Origin of the sequence: Nonomuraea sp. NPDC052129 (assembly GCF_040680095.1) — a bacterium.
In the GTDB taxonomy this organism is placed as follows: Bacteria; Actinomycetota; Actinomycetes; order Streptosporangiales; family Streptosporangiaceae; genus Nonomuraea.
In genome coordinates this window covers 526194-549986 of the sequence record NZ_JBFAVX010000001.1, presented here as the reverse complement: position 1 = coordinate 549986, position 23793 = coordinate 526194, and the positions used below count along the sequence as shown (strand labels likewise).

21 protein-coding genes are annotated in these 23793 nt (G+C 72.0%); 17 read left to right on the top strand and 4 right to left on the bottom strand.

The window, feature by feature from the left end:
- The 16 genes from AB0L53_RS02510 to AB0L53_RS02435 all read left to right on the top strand — a co-directional run bounded on the left by AB0L53_RS02510 (position 1) and on the right by AB0L53_RS02435 (position 18978).
- Positions 1 to 858, top strand: a complete 858-nt coding sequence (locus AB0L53_RS02510; protein WP_225298671.1) for a dihydroorotate dehydrogenase electron transfer subunit — start codon at positions 1 to 3, stop codon at positions 856 to 858.
- Positions 859 to 998: 140 nt separating this feature from the next.
- Positions 999 to 1964, top strand: coding sequence for a dihydroorotate dehydrogenase (locus tag AB0L53_RS02505; protein ID WP_357639719.1), 966 nt, complete (start codon positions 999 to 1001; stop codon positions 1962 to 1964).
- A complete protein-coding gene (pyrF, locus tag AB0L53_RS02500) occupies positions 1961 to 2659 on the top strand; it encodes an orotidine-5'-phosphate decarboxylase (RefSeq protein WP_357945259.1) in 699 nt (232 codons plus the stop codon). Before AB0L53_RS02505 ends, pyrF begins: the two co-directional genes overlap by 4 nt.
- A 591-nt stretch (positions 2660 to 3250) precedes the next feature.
- Complete coding sequence (gene mihF / locus AB0L53_RS02495) at positions 3251 to 3574, top strand: integration host factor, actinobacterial type (protein WP_214637712.1); 324 nt, start codon at positions 3251 to 3253, stop codon at positions 3572 to 3574.
- A gap of 139 nt (positions 3575 to 3713) precedes the next feature.
- The gene (gene gmk / locus AB0L53_RS02490; RefSeq protein ID WP_363990336.1) at positions 3714 to 4286 is read left to right on the top strand and encodes a guanylate kinase; all 573 of its coding nucleotides are present in this window, start codon (positions 3714 to 3716) and stop codon (positions 4284 to 4286) included.
- Between the two features lie 5 nt (positions 4287 to 4291).
- Entirely contained in the window at positions 4292 to 4561 is a 270-nt protein-coding gene (rpoZ, locus tag AB0L53_RS02485; protein ID WP_214637710.1) for a DNA-directed RNA polymerase subunit omega, read from the top strand.
- An 8-nt stretch (positions 4562 to 4569) separates the two neighbouring features.
- Positions 4570 to 5862 (top strand): bifunctional phosphopantothenoylcysteine decarboxylase/phosphopantothenate--cysteine ligase CoaBC, encoded by a 1293-nt coding sequence (coaBC, locus tag AB0L53_RS02480; RefSeq protein ID WP_363989180.1) that lies wholly within the window; start codon positions 4570 to 4572, stop codon positions 5860 to 5862.
- Between the two features lie 27 nt (positions 5863 to 5889).
- A complete protein-coding gene (locus tag AB0L53_RS02475; RefSeq protein ID WP_363989176.1) occupies positions 5890 to 6258 on the top strand; it encodes a hypothetical protein in 369 nt (122 codons plus the stop codon).
- Positions 6259 to 6377: 119 nt separating this feature from the next.
- Positions 6378 to 7565, top strand: a complete 1188-nt coding sequence (gene metK, locus AB0L53_RS02470) for a methionine adenosyltransferase (RefSeq protein ID WP_219532887.1) — start codon at positions 6378 to 6380, stop codon at positions 7563 to 7565.
- A 143-nt stretch (positions 7566 to 7708) separates the two neighbouring features.
- Positions 7709 to 10429: a LuxR C-terminal-related transcriptional regulator gene (locus tag AB0L53_RS02465; RefSeq protein WP_363989172.1), complete on the top strand. Its 2721-nt coding sequence runs from the start codon at positions 7709 to 7711 to the stop codon at positions 10427 to 10429.
- Between the two features lie 211 nt (positions 10430 to 10640).
- Positions 10641 to 12992, top strand: a complete 2352-nt coding sequence (locus AB0L53_RS02460; RefSeq protein ID WP_363989169.1) for a primosomal protein N' — start codon at positions 10641 to 10643, stop codon at positions 12990 to 12992.
- Between the two features lie 49 nt (positions 12993 to 13041).
- Complete coding sequence (locus AB0L53_RS02455) at positions 13042 to 14544, top strand: hypothetical protein (RefSeq protein ID WP_363989166.1); 1503 nt, start codon at positions 13042 to 13044, stop codon at positions 14542 to 14544.
- Positions 14545 to 14582: 38 nt separating this feature from the next.
- The gene (locus AB0L53_RS02450; protein ID WP_363989163.1) at positions 14583 to 15917 is read left to right on the top strand and encodes a hypothetical protein; all 1335 of its coding nucleotides are present in this window, start codon (positions 14583 to 14585) and stop codon (positions 15915 to 15917) included.
- Between the two features lie 25 nt (positions 15918 to 15942).
- Complete coding sequence (gene def / locus AB0L53_RS02445; protein ID WP_363989160.1) at positions 15943 to 16491, top strand: peptide deformylase; 549 nt, start codon at positions 15943 to 15945, stop codon at positions 16489 to 16491.
- A gap of 2 nt (positions 16492 to 16493) precedes the next feature.
- Positions 16494 to 17423 (top strand): methionyl-tRNA formyltransferase, encoded by a 930-nt coding sequence (gene fmt / locus AB0L53_RS02440; RefSeq protein WP_363989158.1) that lies wholly within the window; start codon positions 16494 to 16496, stop codon positions 17421 to 17423.
- Between the two features lie 187 nt (positions 17424 to 17610).
- Complete coding sequence (locus tag AB0L53_RS02435) at positions 17611 to 18978, top strand: transcription antitermination factor NusB (RefSeq protein ID WP_363989155.1); 1368 nt, start codon at positions 17611 to 17613, stop codon at positions 18976 to 18978.
- A 42-nt stretch (positions 18979 to 19020) separates the two neighbouring features.
- Here AB0L53_RS02435 and AB0L53_RS02430 read toward each other — a convergent pair whose 3' ends face one another.
- Positions 19021 to 19992: a serine hydrolase domain-containing protein gene (locus AB0L53_RS02430; RefSeq protein WP_363989152.1), complete on the bottom strand. Its 972-nt coding sequence runs from the start codon at positions 19990 to 19992 to the stop codon at positions 19021 to 19023.
- Between the two features lie 53 nt (positions 19993 to 20045).
- Positions 20046 to 20666, bottom strand: a complete 621-nt coding sequence (locus AB0L53_RS02425) for a TetR/AcrR family transcriptional regulator (RefSeq protein WP_363989150.1) — start codon at positions 20664 to 20666, stop codon at positions 20046 to 20048.
- Between the two features lie 90 nt (positions 20667 to 20756).
- Here AB0L53_RS02425 and AB0L53_RS02420 point away from each other — a divergent pair, with 90 nt between their 5' ends.
- Positions 20757 to 21695 (top strand): aldo/keto reductase, encoded by a 939-nt coding sequence (locus AB0L53_RS02420; protein WP_363989147.1) that lies wholly within the window; start codon positions 20757 to 20759, stop codon positions 21693 to 21695.
- A 141-nt stretch (positions 21696 to 21836) separates the two neighbouring features.
- Here the strand turns inward: AB0L53_RS02420 and AB0L53_RS02415 are convergent, their stop codons facing one another.
- The gene (locus AB0L53_RS02415) at positions 21837 to 22163 is read right to left on the bottom strand and encodes a hypothetical protein (RefSeq protein WP_363989145.1); all 327 of its coding nucleotides are present in this window, start codon (positions 22161 to 22163) and stop codon (positions 21837 to 21839) included.
- A 129-nt stretch (positions 22164 to 22292) separates the two neighbouring features.
- Positions 22293 to 23759, bottom strand: coding sequence for an MFS transporter (locus AB0L53_RS02410; RefSeq protein ID WP_363989142.1), 1467 nt, complete (start codon positions 23757 to 23759; stop codon positions 22293 to 22295).
- Positions 23760 to 23793: the final 34 nt, after the last annotated feature.

Below are 23793 nucleotides of genomic sequence, written 5' to 3'. Positions count from 1 at the left end.
GTGCAGGTGACGGGCACGGTGCTGACGACGCGCCGGGTCGACGCCTACCATGCCCTCACCGTGGTGGCGCCCGGCATCGCCGAGCGCTACCGGCCTGGCCACTTCGTGTCCGTCGCCGTCGGCGGGGCCCACACGTCCATGGTGACGCGGCGGGCCTTCTCCATCCACGACGTCAAGCCCGACTACGGCGGCACGGTGGAGCTCGTCTTCACCGTGCGCGGGCCCGGTACCGCGTGGCTGGCCGAGCGCCGGGCGCGTGACACGATCGACCTCGTCGGGCCGCTCGGCCGGCCCTTCCCGCTGCCGCGCGACCCGGTCCACTGCGTGCTGGTCGGTTCCGAGTACGGCTCCGCGGTGCTGTTCCCGGTGGCCGACCAGCTCATCGAACGCGGCTGCCGGGTCGACTTCGTACTGGGCGGCGCCAGCGCGGACCGGGTGTTCGGCGCCATGCGGGCCAGGCGGATGGCCCAGACCACCACGCTCACCACCGAGGACGGCTCGCTCGGGCTGCGCGGCCGGGTGACCGACGCGCTGCCCGCGGTGATCGCCGACACGCGGGCGGACGTGGTCTACGCGTGCGCGCCCATGGAGACGCTGCGGGCGGTCACGGCGGTGGCGATGGAGTTCGACATCCCGGTGCAGGTGGCGGTGGAAGAGGCGATGGCCTGCGGGATCGGGGTCTGCATGACGTGCGTGTTGCCGGTCATCGGCGACGACGGCGTGACCCGGATGGTGCGGGCCTGCGCCGAGGGGCCGGTGTTCCGGGGGGAGCGGGTGCGGTTCGAGGATGTGGGGACGATCCCGTTCGACGCGCTGGGGGCGCCCGGGGGTCAGGGCGGTGCTCGCCATGCGGGCTGACACTGACTGCCCGCGTCCCGCTTCCTTGCCGCGCCTACGTCTCGCTTCCGCGCGGCGCCTGCGTCCCGCGCGATCCGGTGGCTGTTTCTCTGCGTTGTCTGCGGCTTCTCTGCGGCGGGTGAGCTGACGTGTCGGTAGATATGAGGACATTTCTGGCGCACGTGGAACTCGCCAACCCCATCACCACCGCTGCCGGCTGCGCCGCCTCGGGCCGCGAACTGGCCCAGTTCTTCGACCTCCACCGCCTGGGCGCCCTGACCACCAGCTCGATCACCATGGCCCCGCGCGCCGGCCGCCCCACCCCCCGGATGGCCGAGACCCCCTCGGGCATGCTCAACGCCGTCGGCCTCCAGGGCCCCGGCATCGACGCCTTCCTCGAACGCGAGCTGCCCTGGCTGGCCCAGCGCGGCATCAGGACCATCGTCTCGATCGGCGGCGGCACCGTGGCCGAGTACTCGGCGCTGGCCCGCAGGCTGGCCGACGCGCCCGGCGTCACCGCCCTGGAGGTGAACCTGTCCTGCCCGAACATCGAGGACCGCGGCCGGGTCTTCGCTCGCGAGGGCAGCGCCGCCGCCGAGGTGATCGCGTCGGTGCGCTCCATCATGCGGTACGACGTCCCGGTGGTCGCCAAGCTGGCGCCCGACGTGGCCGACATCGTGGCGGTCGCCCGCGCCTGCGTGGACGCCGGAGCCGACGCGCTGTCCATGATCAACAACCCGCTCGGCATGGCCATCGACACCGAGGCTCTGCGGCCCTCGCTCGCGGCCGTGACCGGCGGGCTGTCGGGACCGGCCATCCTGCCCCTTGCCGTACGGTGCGTGTGGCAGGTGCACGCCGCCCTGCCCGGGGTGCCGCTGATCGGCGTCGGCGGCGTGACGACCGGCAGGGACGCCTTCCAGCTCATCCTGGCGGGCGCCTGCGCGGTCGGGGTGGGGACGGCGCTGTTCCACGACCCCTACGCGTGCCTGCGCATCGAGCGAGAGCTTGAGGACCTGCTGCGGGCACGCGGCTTCCAGCGGCTGGCCGACGCGGTCGGCCTGGCCCACCGTCCGCCGGGGAGCGCCCCCCGGCACCTGCTCGTCGACTCCGAGGAGAGCTCCCTTTGACGCCCGCACCCATCGCCGTCGCTCTCGACGCCCCCGACCTGGAGACCGCCGCCAGGTGGGCCGCCCTGGTGACCCCGCACGTCACCACGGTGAAGATCGGGCTGGAGCTCTATCTGCGCTACGGCCCCGACGTGATCGCCTCGATCCGGGGCGCGAGCGGCGTACAGGTCTTCCTGGACCTCAAGCTGCACGACATCCCCAACACGGTCGCGGCGGCGGCCAGGGCGGTCGCCCGGCTGCGCCCGGCCATCCTCACGGTCCACGCGGCCGGGGGCCCCGCGATGATCCGCGCGGCCGTCGAGGCGGCTCCTGATACCCAGATCGCGGCGGTCACGGTGCTGACGTCGCTGTCGGAGGCCGACCTGAGCCGCATCGGGCTCGCCGGCCCCGCCTCGGACGCGGTCCGCCGCCTGGCCGTCCTGTCGGTCGAGTCGGGCGCCACGGCCCTGGTGTGCTCACCGCACGAGGTCGTCGACCTGCGCTCGGAGGTCGGGCCGGAGATCACCCTCATCACACCCGGGGTACGCCCGGCCGGGGCGGACAGCCAGGACCAGGCGCGGGTGGCGACGCCTGAGCAGGCGTTGGCGGACGGCGCCGACCTCCTGGTCATCGGCCGCCCGATCACCGCCTCCCCGGACCCGGGCGCCACAGCCGCCGCCATCGCATCCTCCTTGCGGCGCACGACCCCCTTCTGAGGAGCCTGGCCCGGCCCACCATGCGGCAGGCCGGTGGCTCAGGCCCACCGTATGGCGGCCCCGACCAGCCAGGCGCGGCTCGGCCCACCGTACGGCGGGCCGGTCGGTCGGGCCCCTGCGCGGCGGGCGGATGTGCCGGGAGCACAGCCGTCGTCACCCGGCCGTGGTGGGATCGCTCCCACGAGCACACGTACGGCGGGTGGCCGTGTACGCACGGTGAGCGCCTCCCCGGAGGGACGCCGACCCCAGAACGGCGTCCCACGCCGACCGTACACGATCGTGAGGACACCCCCGCAGGGCATACGGATGCCCACCTCGGGCGGGGTTTCGGACGTAAACCCGCGCACGTTTCGGACACCGCTCCCTGACGGGTGGGTGATCATCATCGTACCCCCACGGCGCTTCCTGTGTGTAAGGAAGAAGCGGGAAGTGGAGGCGATTTGATCAGCACTCTGTAGTTTTACATACACGGAGAGTGATGAAGTGGATTTTGTGAGGAGAGAAACCGCCATTGACGTTGCTTAGGGGGCGATGACCAGCTAGTTTCCCTTCCCGTCCGAGTACATCGACAGAAATTCGAGGTGACCCGGCGTGGCTCTTCCTCCCCTGACCCCTGAGCAGCGCGCCGCAGCCCTGCAAAAGGCTGCCAAGGCCCGTAAAGAGCGTGCCGAGGTCAAGAACCGGCTCAAGCATGGCGCGGTTTCTCTGGCTGAGGTGCTCAAGGATGGGCAGACCGACGACGTCATCGGCAAGATGAAGGTGTCGGCCTTGTTGGAATCGCTCCCAGGCGTGGGCAAAGTCCGCGCCAAGCAGCTCATGGAGCGGCTTGCCATCGCCGAGTCCCGCCGCGTGCGGGGTCTCGGTGCGAACCAGAGGGCATCCCTCGAGCGCGAGTTCGGTGGCAACGAGAGCTAATCTCGGTTCCACACGAAAGCGCAGGTTCAACGGGGGGTAGGAAGTGACCGACAGGTCCAGGTCCGGCAGTGTTTGGGCCCATGAGGCAGTCGGATCTGGAGCGAGGGTCGGCGACTTCCTCCCCTCGAGTGAGCGGCGCCTGACGGTCCTGTCCGGACCGTCGGGCGTCGGTAAGTCAACGGTCGTCGCCGAGATTCGGCGGGCACACCCCGAGGTGTGGCTGTCGGTCTCGGTGACAACCAGGAAGCCCCGGCCCGGCGAGGTGCACGGGCTCCACTACTTCTTCGCCGACAACGAGGAGTTCGACCGGCTCGTGGAGTCGGGGGAGCTGCTCGAGTGGGCGGAGTTCGCGGGCAACAGGTACGGCACGCCGCGCGCCCCGGTGCTCGACCGGCTCGCCGCGGGCATGCCCACACTGCTCGAGATCGACCTCGAAGGCGCCAGGCAGGTGCGGCAGAGCATGCCGGAGGCCCTGCTGGTGTTCCTGGCCCCGCCCTCCTGGGAGGAACTGGAGAAGCGGCTACGCGGCCGCGGCACCGAGCCGGAGGACGTCATCGCCCGCCGCCTTGAGGCCGGCCACGTCGAGATGGCGGCCGAGAAGGAATTCGACCTCACGCTGGTGAACACAAGTGTCAAAGAGGTGTGCCGCCGGCTGATAGCCTTGATGACTGACCCTCAGGGGGTCATCAAAACCACCAACCGAGAGGTCTGACAATCGTGGCAGGAATTGCCCCGGTCGCAGAGGGCATCACCAACCCGCCGATCGACGCGCTGCTCGACATCGTCGACAGCAAGTATTCCCTGGTGATCATGGGTGCCAAGCGCGCTCGCCAGATCAACGCCTACTACTCCCAGCTCGGCGAGGGCCTGCTCGAATACGTCGGGCCGCTGGTCGAGACGCACGCGCAGGAGAAGCCGCTGTCCATCGCGCTGCGCGAGGTGGCCGAGGGCCTGCTCAACGCCGAGCCCATCGAAGGCGCGGTCTGACCCGCTAAATGAAGAGGGTCGTCCTGGGCGTCAGCGGGGGCATCGCCGCGTACAAGGCGTGTGAGCTGTTGCGCCTGTTCACCGAGTCCGGGCACGAGGTGCGGGTCGTTCCGACCCGCGACGCCCTGCGGTTCGTGGGCGAGCCCACCTGGGCGGCGCTGTCCGGCAACCCGGTGACGACCGATGTGTGGGAAGACGTTCACGAGGTGCCCCACGTACGGATCGGCCAGCGGGCCGACCTCGTCGTGGTGGCGCCCGCGACCGCCGACGTGCTCGCCAAGGCCGCTCACGGCCTGGCCGGCGACCTGCTCACCAACACGCTGCTGACCGCGCGCTGCCCGGTGGTGTTCGCGCCCGCGATGCACACCGAGATGTGGCAGCACCCCGCCACCCGGGCCAACGTCTCGACGCTGCGCGAGCGGGGCTCCGTGGTGATCGATCCCGCGGTCGGGCGCCTCACCGGCGCCGACACCGGGCCCGGGCGTCTGCCCGATCCCGCCGAGATCTTCCAGATCTGCCTGCGCGTACTGGCCGGTCGGCCGCGCGACCTGGCCGGGCGGCGAGTCGTCGTCTCGGCCGGCGGCACGCGCGAAGCCATCGATCCGGTCCGCTACCTGGGTAACCGGTCCTCCGGGCTGCAGGGGTACGCCCTGGCCCGCACGGCCGTCGCCCGTGGGGCCCAGGTGACGCTGGTGGCCGCCAACGTGTCCCTGCCCGATCCGGCCGGGGCCGCCGTGGTGCGGGTGGAGTCGGCGGCCGAACTGCGCGAGGTGGTGCTGACCGCCTCGGCCGCCGCCGACGTGGTGGTGATGGCGGCGGCCGTGGCCGACTTCCGGCCCGCCGCGCGGCAGGACTCCAAGATCAAGAAGACCGAGGGCGACCCCGAGCCCCTCTATCTAGTGAAAAATCCCGACATCCTGGCCGAACTGGGCGAACGCCGACGCGCCGCAGGATCGTCCCCCGAGGCGGCGACCGGGTCGGATTCGGTTGCGGCCGCCGGGCCGGAGTCCGAGGTGGTCGTCGCTCGTCATCCCGAGGTGATCGTCGGGTTCGCGGCCGAGACCGACGACGTGCTCGCCAACGGGCAGGCCAAGCTCGCCCGTAAGGGCTGCGACCTGCTCGTCGTCAACCAGGTCGGCCCCGACCTGGCCTTCGGCACGCCCGACAACGCGGCGACCGTGCTGGTCGCGGGCGGCGAGCCGGTGGAGATCCCCCGCGGTCCCAAGGACGACGTCGCCGACGCCGTCTGGGATCAGGTCGCCAAGCTGTTGCGGCATCCCCGAACGCCTGCCGATACTTAAGACAAAGGGGGCAAAAGGGGGCGGGGAATGCCGGTGAGTTCCACTGTCAGAGATCGATGCAGAACGTTGCTCGGCGATCAGGGGGAGATCCGCTACGTATTCCCCGCGCTGTCCCTGGGCCCGCCGGGCACGGGCAACTTCCTGATCGTGGTCACCGACACGGCCATCTCCGTCCTCGCCACCCGGATGCTCCGGAGCGACCGCCCGGTCTCCGTCCATGCGACGTTCCCCCGCCACACCAGGCTCGGGCCGATCATGCAGGGTTCGGGGCCGGTGATCGAGCTTGGCGTGATGGCGTTCGAGTTCGAGGAGGAGTACGCCGCCGTGGTCGCCGCCGCCGACGCGGAGATCTTCGCGCCGGAGACACTGCCCCCCGACCCCCTGCCCGACCTGTGAACGACCCGTTTCGCGACATGCCCGTGGGTAGGGCTAGACTTCGGCGAGGCACTGGCCGGGGTGTACAGTCGCCGGAGCCCGCACGTCCGTCAGCAGCCGCTGCATGAGGAGCCACTGAGTTGTCACGTCGCCTGTTCACCTCCGAGTCGGTCACCGAAGGCCACCCGGACAAGATCGCCGACCAGATCAGTGACGCGATTCTCGACACCATGCTCAAGGACGACCCCAAGAGCCGGGTCGCCGTCGAGACGATGATCACTACCGGCCAGGTCCATGTCGCAGGCGAGGTCACGACCGAGACCTACGTCGACATTCCCGGCGTCATCCGGGAGAAGATCCTGGAAATCGGCTACGACGCCTCCCACAAGGGCTTCGACGGCGCCTCCTGTGGCGTGTCGGTGTCCATCGGGGCGCAGTCGCCCGACATCGCCCAGGGCGTCGACGACGCCTACGAGCACCGGGTCGACGGCGACATCGACGAGCTCGACCGCCAGGGCGCGGGCGACCAGGGCCTGATGTTCGGCTACGCGTGCCGCGAGACGCCTGAGCTGATGCCGCTGCCGATCACGCTCGCGCACCGGCTGGCCCAGCGCCTGTCCGAGGTGCGCAAGTCCGGCACCGTCCCCTACCTGCGGCCCGACGGCAAGACCCAGGTCACCATCGAGTACGACGGCGACCAGCCGGTCCGTCTCGACACCGTGGTCGTCTCCACGCAGCACGCTGCCGAGATCGACCTCAAGGAGATGCTGACGCCCGACATCAAGGAGCACGTGGTCGACCCCGTGCTCGCGGGCCTCGACATCGACATCGAGGGCTACCGCCTGCTGGTCAACCCGACCGGCCGCTTCGAGATCGGCGGCCCGATGGGCGACGCCGGCCTCACCGGTCGCAAGATCATCATCGACACCTACGGTGGCATGGCCCGCCACGGTGGCGGCGCCTTCTCCGGCAAGGACCCGTCCAAGGTCGACCGCTCGGCCGCCTACGCGATGCGCTGGGTCGCCAAGAACGTCGTGGCCGCCGGGCTCGCCGACCGCTGCGAGGTCCAGGTCGCCTACGCCATCGGCAAGGCCCAGCCGGTCGGCCTGTTCGTCGAGTGCTTCGGCACCGAGAAGCTGCCGGTCGAGAAGATCCAGGCCGCCGTGCTCCAGGTGTTCGACCTGCGCCCGGCCGCGATCATCCGCGACCTCGACCTGCTGCGCCCGATCTACTCGGAGACCGCCGCTTACGGCCACTTCGGCCGTGAGGGCTTCTCCTGGGAGTCGACCGACCGCGCCGAGACCCTGAGGTCCGCCGCCGGTCTGTGACCGTTCCCGTCAGATGCCGCACCCCGGCTTCGGGGTGCGGCATCTGCGTGTTCACGGCCGGTCGGGCGGGGGCCGTTCTCTGAGGGAGGCCGTGGAGACGTACCGTGGTCTCCTTGGATCTTCCGGAAACTGGGGAATGGATCATGCCATGGCGTGCCACGGCGACCAGCTTCGTGGGTCGCCGTCAGGAGGTCGCTGACGTCCGGCGGATGCTCCAGCGCAGCCGCCTCGTCACCGTCACCGGCATCGCCGGGGTGGGTAAGACTCGCGTGGCCGTACGGGCTGCGCAGCTCATGCGGCGGGCCTTCACCGACGGCAGCCGGTTCGTCGAGCTGGCCGGGCACACCGACCCCGAGTCCCTCGAAGAGGTCATCGCCCAGAGCCTCGACGTCACCGGTGACCTGACCGCGCAATTGTCGCGCCGCCGCCTGCTCCTGGTGCTCGACACCTGCGAACACCTGACCGACGCCTGCTCCGCTCTCGTACAGTCGCTGCTGCGCGCCGCCCCCGGCCTGCACGTGCTGGCCACGAGCCGGCAGGCGCTGCGCGTCCCCGGCGGGCACGCGGTCATCGTCCGGCCGCTGGCCGTACCAGGTGGCGAGTCGGTGCCCGCCGACGTGGCGCGCGTCGAGTCGGTGTCGCTCCTCCTCGACCGAGTCGCGGCCGCCGACCCCGGCGTTGATCCCGGCTTCGAGGTCACCGAGCGGAACGCGGCGTCCGTCGCCGAGCTCTGCCGCCGCCTGGAGGGCATCCCGCTGGCGATCGAGCTGGCCGCCGCCCACGTCCGCCGGTCGCCCGTGGACGAGCTGCTCGCGCGGATGGACGCGTACGGCGGCCCGCTCGGCCGCCCGGACCCGCTCGGTCGCCCGGACCTGGACCGGCACACTGAGCCGAGCGGCCGCTCGGACTCGCTCGGCCGCCCGGACTCGGACGGGCAGCCGGTGGCGTCGGACGACAACGGGCGGCCGGCCACATATCCCGTGGACGTGGGTGGGCGGCGGGCCAGGAACGTGGCAGATGCGGGCAGGCGGCTCAGGCCCTCAGCGGACGCCCGGGGGTTTCGGGGGAGCGACTCTGCGGACGTGCGCGGGCCGCAGGGGAGCCATCCAGCGGAGGCGGGCGGCCCTTGGGGGAGGCGTTCGCCGGACGTCGGTGCGCAGCGGGGCGGAGACGCGACCACGCGGGCCGTGATCGGGTGGAGCCACGGGCTCTGCTCGCCCGAGGAGCGCCTGCTGTGGGAGCGGCTGAGCGTGTTCGCGGGGACGTTCGAGCGGGCGGCGGCCGAGAAGGTCTGCGCGGGCGGCCCCCTGCCCGCCGCGCGGGTGCGCGCCACGCTGGCGGCGCTGGTCGAGAAGGCGATCGTGACCAGGGAGCAGGACGAGCCGCAGGCGACGTACCGCATGCCCGACAGCGTGCGCGAGTTCGCCGCCGCCCGCTTGGCGGGCACCGGCGAGCGGGAACGGCTGCGGGCACGCCACCGCGAGCACTACTACGCGCTCGCCGAAGCGGCAGGTCGCTACCGGGGCGAGGCAGTAGGCCGCGACCGCGGTTACTCGGCGGGCCGTGACAGGGGTGAGGTGTCAGGTCGCGAGGAGATGGCCCAGGTCAGGGCCGAGGTGGCGGGTCGTGACCGGGGCGAGGAAGTGGCTCGGGTCAGGGCCGAGCTGGCCGAGGTGGCAGGTCGTGACCGGGGTGAGGCGATTGTCCGGGTCAGGGATGAGTGGGTCGATCTGCGGGCCGCGCTCGAGTCCTTCGCCGCCGACCCGGCCGCCCGCGAGCGCGGGCTGCGGATGGGGCTGCGGCTGGGCCGGCTGTGGACGTTCGGGGGCATGGCCAGGTACGGGCGCCGCTACCTGGAACGTCTGCTGCCCATCACCTCTTGCTCCGATCCGGTACGGCTCGACGCCCTGTTGTTGCTCGCGCACCTGGCGACCACAAGCGGCGACCTGGGCGCGGCCCGCAAGGCGCTGGAAGAGGCCGAGGCACCCGCGGCCCGGCTGGGCCCGCGCGGCGCCCTCCACCTCGCCAAGGCGCGCGGCACGGTGAGCCTCTGCGCGGGCGACCTGCCCGCGGCCGAACGCCACCTGACCCGCTGCGTCGAGGGCCTGTCGCCCGACGGTGACGTCCATCCGCTCGATGCCACCGTCGAACTGGGCCTCACGCTGCTGCTCGCCGGCCGTACCAGCGAGGCGGAGGAGGTTCTCGCCAAGGCCGGCGCGCTCGGCCGGGAAGCGGGCGACGCCGCCACCGCTGCCTGGACGGAGCTCGCGCTCGCCCTGGCGCGGCGGACGGCCGGACAGTACGCGGAGGCGGACACCCTGGCCAGGACGGCACTGCGGACGCAGGTGTCGCTGCACATGACGTTCGGGCGGGCGCTCTGCGTCGAGCTCCTCGGCCGGCTCGCCGCCGACCAGGGCCGGCCCGCCCGCGCCGCCCGGTTACTGAGCGCGGCGCAACGGCTGTGGGGGTACGAGGTGAGCCCCCTGCTCGGCGCGCCGATCCTCGCCGCCGAGCGCGACAGCCACCTCAAGGAACTACGTGAGACCCTCGGCCGGCAGCATGGCAGGGCCGTCTCCGAGGGCCGGGCCATGTCGGAGGAGGAGGTGATCGCCGACGCGCTCGCCCCGGGCGTCACGCCTTCTGCCCCGGCCGTACCGTTCTGGGCGCCGCTCACCCCGCGCGAGGCGGACGTCGCCGAGCTGGTCGCCGCCGGGCTGACCAACAGGCTGATCGCGCAGCGGCTGGTCGTCGCCCGGCGCACGGTGGACTCTCACATGGAGAACATCCTCGCCAAACTCGGATTCTCCGGGCGGAGTCAGGTCGCCGCCTGGGTGATCGGGCGGCGGCAGCGCGAGCAAGGCTGAGCCCCGTCTGCGGCTCGGGGACCGAGCAGGCCGTGAGGCCTGGGATCGGACAGGCGTAGGGCTTGGGGACCGGGCAAGCGGGGGCCTCGGATCGGACGGGTGTAGGGCTTGGGGACCGGGCAGGCGGGGGCCTGGGACCGGACGGGTGTAGGGCGTGGGTCCGACAAGCGTGCGGGCGTTACGGGTGGTCCGGGTCTGGTAGACGTAATGCGTGACCGACTCCAATGCCCTCCTGCCGCTCGACGCCGTGCGGAGGGTGGAGCCGTCCAAGCCCGGTAAGGGGGCGCCGGTTCCCGCTCCTTCGCGGCCGGTGGCCCGGGTGGCGGTGGACAACCCGCTGCCGCACCTCGACCGGCCGTTCGACTACCTGGTGCCGGCGACGATGCACGAGACGGCCGAGCCGGGGGTGCGGGTGCGGGTGCGGTTCGCCGGGCAGCTGGTGGACGGGTTCGTGCTCGAACGGGTCGAGGAGAGCGAGCACGCGGGCAAGCTCACCGCCCTCGAACGGGTCGTGTCGGGCGAGCGGGTGCTGACCGGGGAGATCGCGGGCCTGGCCAGGGCGGTCGCCGACCGCTACGCGGGCACGCTCGCCGACGTCCTGCGCCTGGCCATCCCGCCCCGCCACGCCAGGGCCGAGGCGAACCCCCCAAGACCCGCCGAAACGACCGCCGCGCCAACCGAACCGGTTCCCGGTACGCCTGGTGACGCGGCGACTGGTCCGGTTTCTGGCCAGCCCGGCGACGCGGCGACTGATACGCCCACCAGCCCGGTCACCGACACGACCGGAGGCACTCCCGTCCCGGCCGACGGCGCGTCCGCCGGCCCCTGGGACGACTACCCGATGGGGCCGTCGTTCCTCGACGCGCTGCGCAACGGCCGGGCGCCCCGGGCCGTATGGTCGGCCCTGCCGGGGGCCAGGGGCTGGGCCGGGGCGGTGGCCGAGGCGGTCCGCGCGACGCTCGAGGGCGGGCGGGGCGCGGTCGTCGTGGTGCCCGACGGCAAGGACGTGGCGCTGGCCGACGCCGAGCTCACCCGGGTGCTCGGTGATGGGCGGCACGTGGCGCTCACCGCGGACCTGGGCCCGGCCGAACGCTACCGGCGCTGGCTGCGCGTCCTGAGAGGGCAGGTGCGGGCGGTCGTGGGCACCCGGGCCGCCGTGTTCGCCCCCGTGGCCGCGCTCGGTCTGGTGGCCATCTGGGACGACGGTGACGACCTTCACGCCGAACGGCTGGCCCCCTACCCGCACGCCCGCGAGGTCCTCGCGCTGCGGGCCCATCGCACGGGCGCGGCCATGCTGATCGGTGGCTACACGCGTACCGCCGAGGCCACGCAGCTCATCGCCAGTCGCTGGGCCAGGCCGATCGTCGCCGCCCGCACCACGATCAGAAGCCTCGCCCCCCGCGTACATCCCGCCGGAGAGGACGCCGAACTCGCCAAGGACCAGGCCGCGCGTCAGGCCAGGCTGCCCAGCCTGGCCTGGCGCGCGCTGCGCCAAGGGCTGGAGTCCGGCCCGGTGCTGGTCCAGGTACCCCGGCGCGGCTACCTGCCCGCACTGGCCTGCCAGAACTGCCGCGCCCCTGCCCGCTGCGAGCTCCCCCCTACTCGTCTCAGTGCCCTCGCGGCTCCCGGAGGCGCGGTGGATGAGCCCAACGCCGACATACCAGGCATGGCCATGGCGGCGACGGCCAGCCGCGGGACGAAGCAAAGCGGGACGAAGCACGTCGGGACGAAGCACGGCGGGACAACGCACGGTGGGCTGAGGCTCGGCGGCGACCCCACTTCCGTGGAGCCCCTGTCGTGTCATGGCCCGCTCGCCCTGCGAGGCGGTCACGCCGCCCCCTACTGCCGCTGGTGCGGCCGGGTGGACGCCGGCTGGCGCTGCCCGAACTGCGGTGGCCACCGGCTGCGAGCCGTCGTCGTGGGCGCCCGCCGTACCGCCGAGGAGCTGGGCCGGGCCTTCCCTTCGATCCCGGTACGCACCTCCGGACGCGACGGCGTGCTGGCCACCGTGCCCGCCACCCGAGCCCTGGTCGTCGCCACGCCCGGCGCCGAGCCGGTGGCCGAGGGCGGCTACGCGGCGGCCGTGCTGCTGGACGCGTGGGCGCTGCTCGGCCGGCCGGACCTGCGGGCCACCGAGGAGGCGCTGCGCCGCTGGACGAACGCCGCCGCCCTGCTCCTGCCCGGCGCCGAGGTGGTGGTGCTGGGCGACGCCGCGCTGCCGGTCGTACAGGCGCTGCTGCGCTGGGACCCGATCACCCACGCCGAGCGTGAGCTGGCCGAACGCGCCGAGCTGGGCTTCCCGCCCGCCGTACGGATGGCGACGCTCACGGGCAGTGCCGCCGCGGTCCGGCAGATGCTCGACGAGACGCGCCTGCCCGACGGCGCCCAGGTGCTCGGCCCCGTGCCGGTGGACGAGGCGGGCAGGGAACGCGCCATGATCCGCGTCCCGCGCGGCGGCGGCGCCGCGCTGGCCGCCGCGCTCAAAGGGGCCAGTGGGGTACGTGCGGCCCGTAAGGCACCTGATGTCGTACGGGTGAGTGTCGACCCGCTCGACCTGATTTAAGCGGTTTCCCCGATTCGCTCATCTGTAAGCCAGCCGTTAGCGTGCCCCTGTGTCGATCGAATGGGTGAACCAGGCCATCGACGACCTCCGTGCCTGGGGGCGCGCGCGGGGCGTCGTGGTGGACGCGGACGAAATCCGCTTGCTCTGCGACTACGCCAGCGACTATCTCAACGTCAACGAGCTGGGCGACTTCACTCCCGCGACCTTCGACGAGCTGCTGCTGTCCATCTACCCTCGCAAGGTCATCGCACCGCCGGAGAGCGCGCCGGAGACCGTGGCCGCCGCCCGTACCCTCGTCGATTTCCTGCAACAGGCCGGCGCGGTCGGCGAGGAGACCGCGGCGGCGATGCGCGAGGAGCTGGCCGGCATCGAGCCGAAGATGCCCGTGGCGCTCGCCGACACGGCCAACTTCGGCATGGCCAAGAGCCTGTTCAGCTCCATCGGTCCCGAGTCGCTGGAGCAGTCGGTCGCGATCCCCTCGGGCGAGCTGCCCGACCTGGGGGAGGCGCCCTGCGACTGCCCGGGGTGCGCGCCGTTGCCGGCCGTACGACTGGCGGAGCCCGACGCGCTCGTGGCCGAGCTGGCGAACGTGCCGCTCCTGGCGGGAAACGCCGGACCGTACCGAGATCTGGAAGAGGAGCTGCGGCGCGACGTCGGTGACGACCCGCTCCAGGCGTGGGCCGAGATCGTCGCCCACATCGTCGAACGCGACACCCGCGGCACGGTCACCGGCTCGGCCGAGCTCGACGAGGAGCTCTACGACCTGTTCGACATGCTCTACCGGCTGCGGGCGCCCGTGCCCGTCACCGTGATCGGCGACTACCTGGAGGAGGTCGCGGACGCGGGCGGCGCTGATCTGGGCGCGGTGCTCGACCGGCTGGCCTGGTGCGGCATGGTCGCGGTCGAGGGCGAGGCCGCCGGGCTGACCCCGCTGGCCGTGTGGGGGCTGCGCGAGCACTATCTGGCGCTCGGCCTCGACGCGCCGCAGGCCGGTGACCTGGCCGAGGCCGACGCGACCGGGCTGATCGAGGGCCTGCTCGACGGCATGCCCACCGACCTGGCCGAAGAGGACATCAGCCGGTGGCTGGCCGGCCGCAGCCCGGTCACGGCGGCGGCCGAGCTGCTCGCCGCCGCCTCCGGCGCCCCCGCCGTGGCGCGCGGCATCGCGGTGACCATCGTCGACCGGCTGGGCGCCGAGGCGGAGCCCGAGGTACGCGCCTGCCTGGAGGACCAGGAGCTGCGCCCGCACGCCATCCACTGGCTGACCGCCCGAGGGCTGGCCGCCCCGCAGCTCAGCCAGGAGGAGCTGCTGTGGGTCAGCATCGACATGCTCGCCCTGGCGCTGCCCGCCGCCGAAGAGGCCCCCGAGATCTTCGCCGAGAACATGGCCGCCTCCGGCCCGCCCGCCCACCTCATCGAAGAAATGTGGCGCGTGGACCACCCCGACGTCGTAGACGTGCTGGAGCTGCTCGGACGCTCGCTGCCCGACGGTACGGTGGCCAAGGCGGCCCGTAAGGCCGCCTTCAAAGCGCGCTCCCGAGCCATCCGTTGAGTACGCTCATGTGACTCGTGTGCAGTAAGTTTCGTGGGGTGGCAAACAACGTCTTCGACCTCGCCGAGCTGCGTAAGCTGATCGATGAGCAGTCCGCCGTGCCCCCACGGCCACCCGAGGAGACTCCCGTGGCGGAGCAAGAGGCGTTGACGTTCCCACCTGTCCTGCTGGCGCCCGACGCCGAGCTGGCCGGGATCGTGCCCACGGTGCCGCTCGTCGCCGACGCCATCCGGCTCATGAACTGGACCGGCACCCGCGAGGTCACCCCGGAAGGGCTGCCGGTCGTGGCCGACGCCCAAGCCGCCGCGGCCGAGCTGGGCCTCGACGCCGCCCGGCTCCGCCTCGTCTGGATCGTCGCCGTCAACACCGGGCTGCTCCAGATCGCCGGCGGGCGCGCTTCGCGAGGGCCGCTGCCGGAGCGGCTTTCGGTCGAGGCGACGCTGGAGTTCTGGGACGGCGTGGTCATGGACGTGCTCGACCGCGCCGACGAGGGCCTGACCGGCTCGGCCGTCGTCGACGAGCACCTGGCGGAGATGCTGGCCACGGTCTACTCCGTACGTTCCGGCGTCGCGATCGCCAACCTCGCCCGGGGCATCCTGCAGTCGCACGAGGTCGCCTGCGAGCCCGGCGCCATCGAGATGCGCAGACTGGCCGCCTCGCTGCCCGCCGAGCTGCTCGACGCGCTGGCGCTGCTGGCCTACTGCGGCCTGGTCGAGCAGACCGCGGCCGGTCGCACCGCGCTCACCCCGCTCGGCGTCTGGGCCGTACGCAGGGACCTGCTGCGCGAGGGGCATGACGCGCCGACGACGGCCGAGGTCGAGGTGTTCGCCGACCTGTCCGCCGCCGAGCTGGTCGAGGCCCTGGTCAAGGGCGCCGCCACGCAGAGCGCGGTCGCCGGCTGGCTGGAGCGCCGCCCGCCCGCGCAGGCCGCGCACGACCTCATCGAGATCGCGGCGGAGGGCACCGCGGGGCAGCGCGGCGCCGTGGGCGCCATCTTGGAGGAGCTGGGGCCCGAGGCCGAGGCCCCGGTCCGCGAGGCGCTCGAGCTGCCGCTGATGCGCCGCTACGCCGCGTCCTGGCTGCACATCCGTGACCTCGACGCCCCCACGCTCAGCCCCGACGACCACACCTGGATCGCGGTCGACTCGCTGGCCGCCCTCATGCACCTGTCCGGCCCCGCCGCGGGCCGGCTGGACCCCGAGCCGGGTGAGGACCTGATCCGGCTCGTCGGCCAGATGCCCGCCGTGGGCCACCCGGACACCATCGCGGTGCTCGACATGCTCGCCGCCGCGCACGACGACAAGGCCGTGGTCAAGGCAGCCCGCAAAGCCGCGATGAAGGCCCGATCGCTGGCGCACACTAAACTGGGCTGACCCACTGACGAAACGGAGTGACCCTTTGGCGATCCAGTCGATCCGCCTGTTCGGAGACCCGGTGCTGACCACCGCGGCGGCACCGGTCGTCGACTTCGACAAGGAGCTCCGCAAGCTGGTCAAAGACCTCACCGACACGATGATGGACGCCCCCGGCGCCGGGCTCGCGGCCCCGCAGATCGGCGTCGGGCTGCGGGTGTTCACCTACTACGTCGACGAGCAGCTCGGCCATCTGATCAACCCCGATCTCGACCTGTCCGCCGACATCGACGAGGAGGGCGAGGAGGGCTGCCTGTCCTTCCCCGGCCTGTCGTTCCCGACGCCGCGGGCCATCCGCGCCGTCGCCAAGGGCTTCGACATGTACGGCGAGCCGGTCACGCTGGAGGGCACCGACCTGATGGCCCGCTGCTTCCAGCACGAGACCGACCACCTCGACGGCATCCTGTTCATCGACCGGATGGACCCCAAGCAGCGCAAGCTGGCGATGAAGGCCGTCCGCGAGGCTGAATGGAGCGGGCTGTCCGTCCCCATGGTCAAGTTCTCCCCGCACACCATGGGCGGGAAGGCACTCTGACGATGCGCCTGGTCTTCGCGGGCACGCCCGAGACGGCACTGCCGTCACTACGCACACTGATCGACTCGCCGCGGCACGAGGTCGTCGCGGTCGTCACCCGGCCCGACGCCCAGTCGGGGCGCGGTCGCAAGGTGCACCCGTCGCCGGTGGCCGAGCTGGCCGAGGAGGCGGGCATCGAGGTGCTGCGCCCGGCCAAGGCCGGCGACCCGGAGTTCCTCGACCGGCTGCGCGGGCTGGAGCCCGACTGCTGCCCCGTGGTCGCCTACGGGGCGCTGCTGCCGCAGTCCGCGCTCGACGTGCCGCCGCTCGGCTGGATCAACCTGCACTTCTCGATCCTGCCCGCATGGCGGGGCGCCGCGCCCGTCCAGCACGCGATCCTGCACGGTGACGAGATCACCGGCGCCTCGACGTTCCAGATCGTCAAGGAGCTCGACGCCGGGGCGGTCTTCGGCGTCGTCACCGAGGAGATCCGTCCTGACGACACCAGCGGCGCGCTGCTCGAACGCCTGTCGGTCTCGGGCGCCGAGTTGCTGTCGGCAACGCTCGACGGGGTGGCCGACGGCAAGCTGCAGGCGGTTCCCCAGCCGGCCGACGGGGTCAGCATCGCACCCAAGATCAACGTGACCGACGCCCGGGTCGACTGGTCCGCGCCCGCCATGCGCGTCGACCGCCTGATCCGTGCCTGTACGCCCAACCCGGGCGCCTGGAGCGAGTTCCGCGGCCACCGGCTGAAGCTCGGCCCGGTCCGGCTCGCCCCCACGGCCGAGCCGCTGCCGCCCGGCGCCATCGCCGCCACCAAGAACACCGTGCTGGTCGGCACCGCGACCCACCCGGTCGAGCTGGGCGAGCTCCAGCCGCAGGGCAAGCGGCTGATGAGCGCGGGGGAGTGGGCGCGCGGTGTGCGTCCTGAGAGCGACGACAGGTTCGAGTGAGACCAGGTTTCGAGTGAGAAACGACATGGGACAGGGCCCACGCCGCCAGAACGCGGGACGGCCGACCGGGACCGGACATGGCAGCGGCGGCCGAGCCGGTCAAGACGGTCAAGGCCGTCAAGCCGGCGGCCGGGGTCGGTCGCGGGGTCCGGCGCGTGACCAGGCGCGCAATGCCGCCTTCGACGTCATGCGGGCCGTCGACGAGCGTGACGCGTACGCCAACCTGCTGATGCCGCGCCTGCTGCGCGAGCGCGGGGTGAAGGGGCGTGACGCGGCGCTGGCGACCGAGCTGGCCTATGGGACGCTGCGCGGGCTCGGGACGTACGACGCGATCATCGAGATGTGCGTCGACCGGGCGCCCGACTCCGACGTGCGCGACGCCCTGCGGCTCGGCGCCCACCAACTGCTCAAGATGCGCGTTCCCCCGCACGCCGCCGTCGGCACGACCGTCGATCTCGTACGGCTGCGCATCGGGGCGGGCGCCGCCAAGTTCGTCAACGCCGTGCTGCGCAAGATCGGGTCACGGACCATCGAGGAGTGGGTCCCGATCGTGGCCCCCGACGAGGCCCACGACCCGGCCGGGCATCTGTCGGTCGCCTACAGCCATCCGCGGTGGATCGTGAGCGCGTTCCGCGACGCCCTGGGCGGCCGGGCCGACGAGGTCGCCGACCTGCTGGCCGCCGACAACGCGCGGCCGCTGGTGACACTGGTCGCCCGGCCCGGCCGCAGCTCGGTCGAGGAGCTGACCGACAGCGGCGCCGACCCGGGCCGCTACTCACCGTACGCCGCCTACCTGCCGGAGGGCGACCCGGGCAGGATCCCGGCGGTCGCCGAAACCCGCGCGGCCGTCCAGGACGAGGCCAGCCAGCTTGTGGCGCTCGCTCTTACCCGCGTCCCGCTCGACGGGCGTGACGAGCTGTGGCTCGACATGTGCGCAGGGCCGGGCGGCAAGGCGGGCCTCCTCGACGCCATCGCCACCTACGGCGACCTCGCGGCCTCCGACGACCGTTATCCCGCCGATCCTGTGGGGCTCGGCGTTCGGGCGGTGGCCTATCCGGGCGGGGCCCGGCTGCTGGCCGCCGACGTGCAGTATCACCGGGCGCGGCTGGTCTGGCAGACCACCCGGGACGCCGCCGTGGTCACCGCCGATGGGACCGAGCCGGCCTGGCGGCCGGGTGCGTTCGACCGGATCATGCTGGACGCGCCCTGCACCGGCCTCGGAGCGCTGCGCCGTCGCCCCGAGGCGAGGTGGCGGCGGGATCCCGCGGACATCGCCGAGCTGGGCCGGTTGCAGCGGCGCCTGCTCGACGCCGCACTCGACGCCGTACGGCCCGGCGGGGTGGTCGCCTACGTCACCTGCTCGCCGCACCTGGCCGAGACCCGGGTCGTCGTCGGTGACGTCGCCGGCCGGCGCGGCGATGTGGAGCAGCTCGACGCACGCGACTACCTGCCGGAGATCGAGGGGCTGGGCGATGGCCCGCACGCGCAGTTCTGGCCGCACCGCCACGGCACGGACGCGATGTTCCTCGCCCTCCTCCGCAAGCGCCCGCTCTGAGCGGATCATGTTCGCGTTTCCCGGCGTGATGGGCGCCGGGAATCAGGTCTGCTCGTCCTTCGACCGGAAGCTGGGATTGGTCACCGCATCGAGAAGGCCGTTGAGGAGCGGGACTCGGCGTTCGGTGTGGTCGTTGAGCGCAAGGAGAGCCACGCTCAGGTCCAGGTCGGGTACTCGGGCGTGCAGGGCCCGCAGACCTGTCCAGCCTCCTCCGTGCCGATAGACGCGGTGCCCGGCGTGGGATCGGACGCCGACGCCCCAGGCGTAGTCGATCGGCGTTCCGTCATCGAGGCGTCCAGGAGTCTGCATGAGCCCCGAGATGCCGAGTTCATCGGCGTTCAGCGCCTGGCCCCAGCGCAGTAGGTCGCGGAGAGTCGTCCACACCCCTCCGTCACCCAGGGACAGTGGGGCGGGATGAAGGCGGGCAAGCGGCGCGGCGCCCGGGGGCGTCGGGTCGGGCCCGGGCCAGTAGCGGCTGTCCGCCATCGCGAGCGGGACGAAGAGGTGGTGCTGGGCAAAGTCGGGCAGCGGCATGTCCGCCGCTCGTTCCACCACCGCCGCCAGGCAGACATATCCGGCGTTGGAATAGACGTGTTCGGTGCCCGGCCGGTGGTCCAGGGCCGGGAACCGGGCGAGTGCTTGGATGATGCCTGGAGTGGTCCGGTCGTCGTCCTCGGCGATGATGGCATCGATCTCGGAGTCGGCGGGAAGGGCGGCTGTGTGATGGACCAGGTGCCGGAGCCGGACGGTGCCGGCCCACGCCGGTAGCCGGGGCAGCCAGCGTGACAGGGCCGACTCCATGTCGAGTACGCCAGCTTGGGCCAGCAGCGCCGCGCAGGCCGCGGTCATCTGCTTCGACAGTGACGCCGCGTAGGCGAGCGTCGCGGCGGTCACTGGCCCACCGGTGGATGACAGCCCTTGGGCGAGGAGTACGGGTGGCGCGCCGCCCTGCTGGATCCCGACCACGATCGGTTCGTCGCTGCGGTAGCCGGCTTCGGAGACAAGGGTTGCCATGCGTTGGCGCATCTGGGACACGAAATGATCCTCCGGGCTGTCCCGGACCCCTGCTAGCGGCCTGGCTTGGGGAGCAGGGCGTCGACGAGCAGGTCGAGGAGGCGGCCGGTCTGCTCGGGGGTGTCGCGGGCCGCCGTGGCGAGGAAGATCCCGAGGAGCATTGTGGCGACGTCGTCGGGGTCGGCGTCCGCGCGGAGCGAGCCCGTGTCGGCGCCCTTGGCGAGGATCGTCCTGATCGCGGTGGTGATGCGGTCCCTGGTGGTGGCTGTCGGGATACGGCCTGAGGCCTGGCCGGCGCGCAGTGTGTCGGCCATGCCGCGTTTCATCGCGGCGAACGCCCCGTAGCGGTCCATCCAGGCGCGCAGCGCGATCTGCGGCGGGAACCGTTCGAGCAGGGCCGGGGCGCTCGTGGCGATGTCGTCGAGTTCGGCTGCGTAGACCGCCTCCACGAGCGCTTCACGGGTGGGGAAATGGCGATAGAGGGTGCCGATGCCGACGCCCGCCTCACGGGCGATGCTTTCGAGCGGGACGGTGTCGTCGGCGGTCGCGAAGGCGGTCCGGGCGATGGCGATGAGCTTGTCCCGGTTGCGCTGGGCGTGGGCGCGGAGCGGACGCTGTGTCGTGGCCGGCTGTTCCGCGGAGGTGCCGGCGGACGCCGGGTCGGGCGAAGCCAAAGTGGAGGTACCTCCGATATTGCTCTATAGTCAGTGGAGATATCGGAGGATCCTCCGGTATCTCCCGCATCTTACCCGGACGGGGTTCCCATGACCTCCAGCAACACCGTTTCCGGCGAGCCGGTCAATGCTCCTCAGCCCGGCGGCACCGCTCAGTTCGCCGAGCGTACCGTGTCCCGTATCGGATACGGCGCCATGCAGCTCGGACGCCTGCACGACGATCGTGACGCGGCCCTGGCGGTCCTGCGCCGGGCGATCGAACTCGGCGTCGACCACATCGACACCGCCCAGTTCTATGGCAACGGCTTCGTCAACGGGCTTCTCCGCGAGGCGATCCGGCCGGAGGACGGTGTCATGGTCGTCAGCAAGGTCGGCGCCGACCCCGACCCCGACGGTCCGATCCCGCTGCGGCTCGCCCAGCGGCCCGAAGAACTCCGCGCCAGCGTCGAGGACAACCTCATCAGCCTCGGCCTGGAGCAGATCCCGGTCGTGAACCTGCGCCGTACGGACTCCGGTCCTGGAGTGCGGGCCACCGGCGATCAGTTGGTCGACATCGACGACCAGCTCGCCGTGATGACGGCGATGCGCGACGAGGGCAAGATCGGCGCGATCGGGCTGGGCAGCGTCACCCTCGACGGACTGCGCCGAGCGATCCCCGCCGGCATCGCCTGCGTCCAGAACGCCTACAGCCTCGTCACCCGGGACGACGAAGCCATGATCGAACTGTGCCGGACCGAGGGCATCGCCTGGGTGCCGTTCTTTCCCCTGGGCGGCGCCTTCCCCCAGATGCCGAAGGTGACCGACGAAGCGGCCGTCCTCGCCGCCGCGGCGTCACTCGGCCGTACACCCGCACAGGTCGGCCTCGCCTGGCTGCTGCACCACGCTCCCCACGTCCTGCTCATCCCCGGCACCGCCGCCATCGAGCACCTCGAAGAGAACATCGCCGCCGGTACGATCACCTTCGACCGCGACCTGCTCGACACGCTCGACGCCATTCCCTCCCGCTCGGCGGAGGTTCCGCTCGGCTGATTTCCTGGTAATCAAGGGTTGGTGGGTCAAGCCGTCGTGGGACGAGGCCGTGTGCGCGCCTGTGTGCCTGCGGGCGGTGCGTGGACCGATGCGGCGCTCGCCCTTCACCCGGTCGAGGACCCGGATCGTCTCAGCCAGGGCTCAGCGCGGAGGCGTTTGCGGCGCAGCCATCAGGAGTTGGTCCAGTTTGGCGTCAATCTGACCGAAGCGCGATTCGGTCAGGTCTCTCAGGTCCTTCAGGCGCTGCTCAAGCTGGTCCAGGTGCTCCTTCGTGGCCAGCGAAGCGTTGCCCGCCATGATTTCCCCGAAGACGGGCTCGGTGTATTCGAGGATCTCCTGGCGGATCGTCTGCGGGAGTTGATCCACCGTGGCCTTGATGTCCCCTAGGTCGGAACCGAGCGTAAAAGCGGCCGCTTCGAGCCGTTGGACGCGGGCGGCAAGTTGCGCGCGGTGCTGGGGAGCGGTCATGTGGCCATCGTAGCCCGCGACTCATCCTGCGCCGCAGGGCTTCGGTGAACTGCATGCTCAACTGGTTGCCGCACGTCAGGCACACCGCAGCCATCCGGGCGTGGACACGGGCACGATCGAGATGGCGCGTCAGGACGGTGTCGTGATCGTGGGTGAGTCGGTGGGTTGTGGCGGCGGCGCCGAGGCTTCCGCGGGCGTGGACCTCGCCAGCCACAGGCCCGTGAACACGGCGCCGGCCAAGGTGACGGCGCCAGCCGCGAGGAAGGCGCTGTTGAGGCCGGCCTCGAAGGAGGCGCCGCCGGATTCCCGGGTGTGGACGATGGCTCCGAGCACCGCCACGCCGAGCACCGCGCCGATCTGCCGGGTGGTGCTGCTGATGCCCGAGGCGAGGCCGCCCTCGTGCGGGCTGACCGCCTGGATGGCGGCGCCAGTCAGCGGCGACATGGTGAGAGCGAATCCGATGCCGACGACCGCCAGCCGCCACCACACGTTCCCGTAGCCGGTGTCCGCGTGGACGAAGCCCAGCGCCAGCAGCCCCAGCCCGGCCAGCGCCAGGCCGGTGGTGACCACGACGCGGAAGCCGTATCGGGCGGCGAGCCGGCCCGCGTACGGGCTGACGATCACCATGGCGAGGGAGGCGGGCAGGGTCCGCAGCCCGGCGACCAGGATCGAAGTGCCCTGGACGTACACGAAGAACTGGGAGAAGAAGAACGACGACCCCATCAGCGCGAACCCGACCACGACCATCGCCGTGTTGGACACCGTGAACAGCCGCTGACGGAACAGCCGCAGCGGCAGCATCGGCGTCGAGCCGCGTCCTTCGACGACGACGAAGACGGCGAGGAGCACCATCGCGGCGGCGAAGCTCCCCAGGATCGCCGGCGAGGTCCAGCCACGCGAACCGCCCTCGATCAGCCCATAGGTCAGCGCCCCCACGCCCAGGACGGACAGGACCGTCCCCGGGATGTCGATCGCCGGCGCGCCGGGATTGCGGGACTCGCCCAGGATGCGCAGCCCGGCCAGCAGCAGGACCGCCCCGATGGGCAGATTGACGAGGAAGATGGCGGGCCAGCCGAAGGCGTCCACCAGAATGCCACCGGCCGGCGGGCCGGCGGCCAGGCCGATGCCGCTGAATCCGGCCCACAGCCCGATCGCCTTGACGCGTTCTCGCGGAGCGGGATACGCGGCGGCGAGCAGGGCCAGCGAGGCGGGGCTCAGCGCCGCGGCTCCGATACCCTGCGCCACCCGTCCGGTGATCAGCCAGCCGATCGAGGGCGCGGCGGAGCAGAGCAAGGACGCGACGGTGAACACCGCGACGCCCGCCAAGAACACCCGCTTGCGGCCGAAGCGGTCGGCGAAGACGCCGCCGGACAGCAGCAGCATGGCGACCAGCAGGACGTAGGCGTCGACGATCCATTGCAGACCGCTCAACTGGGTGTGTAACCGGTGCTGCATATCGGGCAGCGCCGCGCCGACGATCGTGCTGTCGAGCAGCACCATGAACTGACCCAGGCAGGCCACTGTGAGTAACGCCGCCCGGTTCGACCGGATGCCGGCAGATGATTCAGCCTTCGTCGCGTCTTCATGTGCGGTCAACGCCGTTCCCTTCCGTGATGTGGATGCTCCCGCA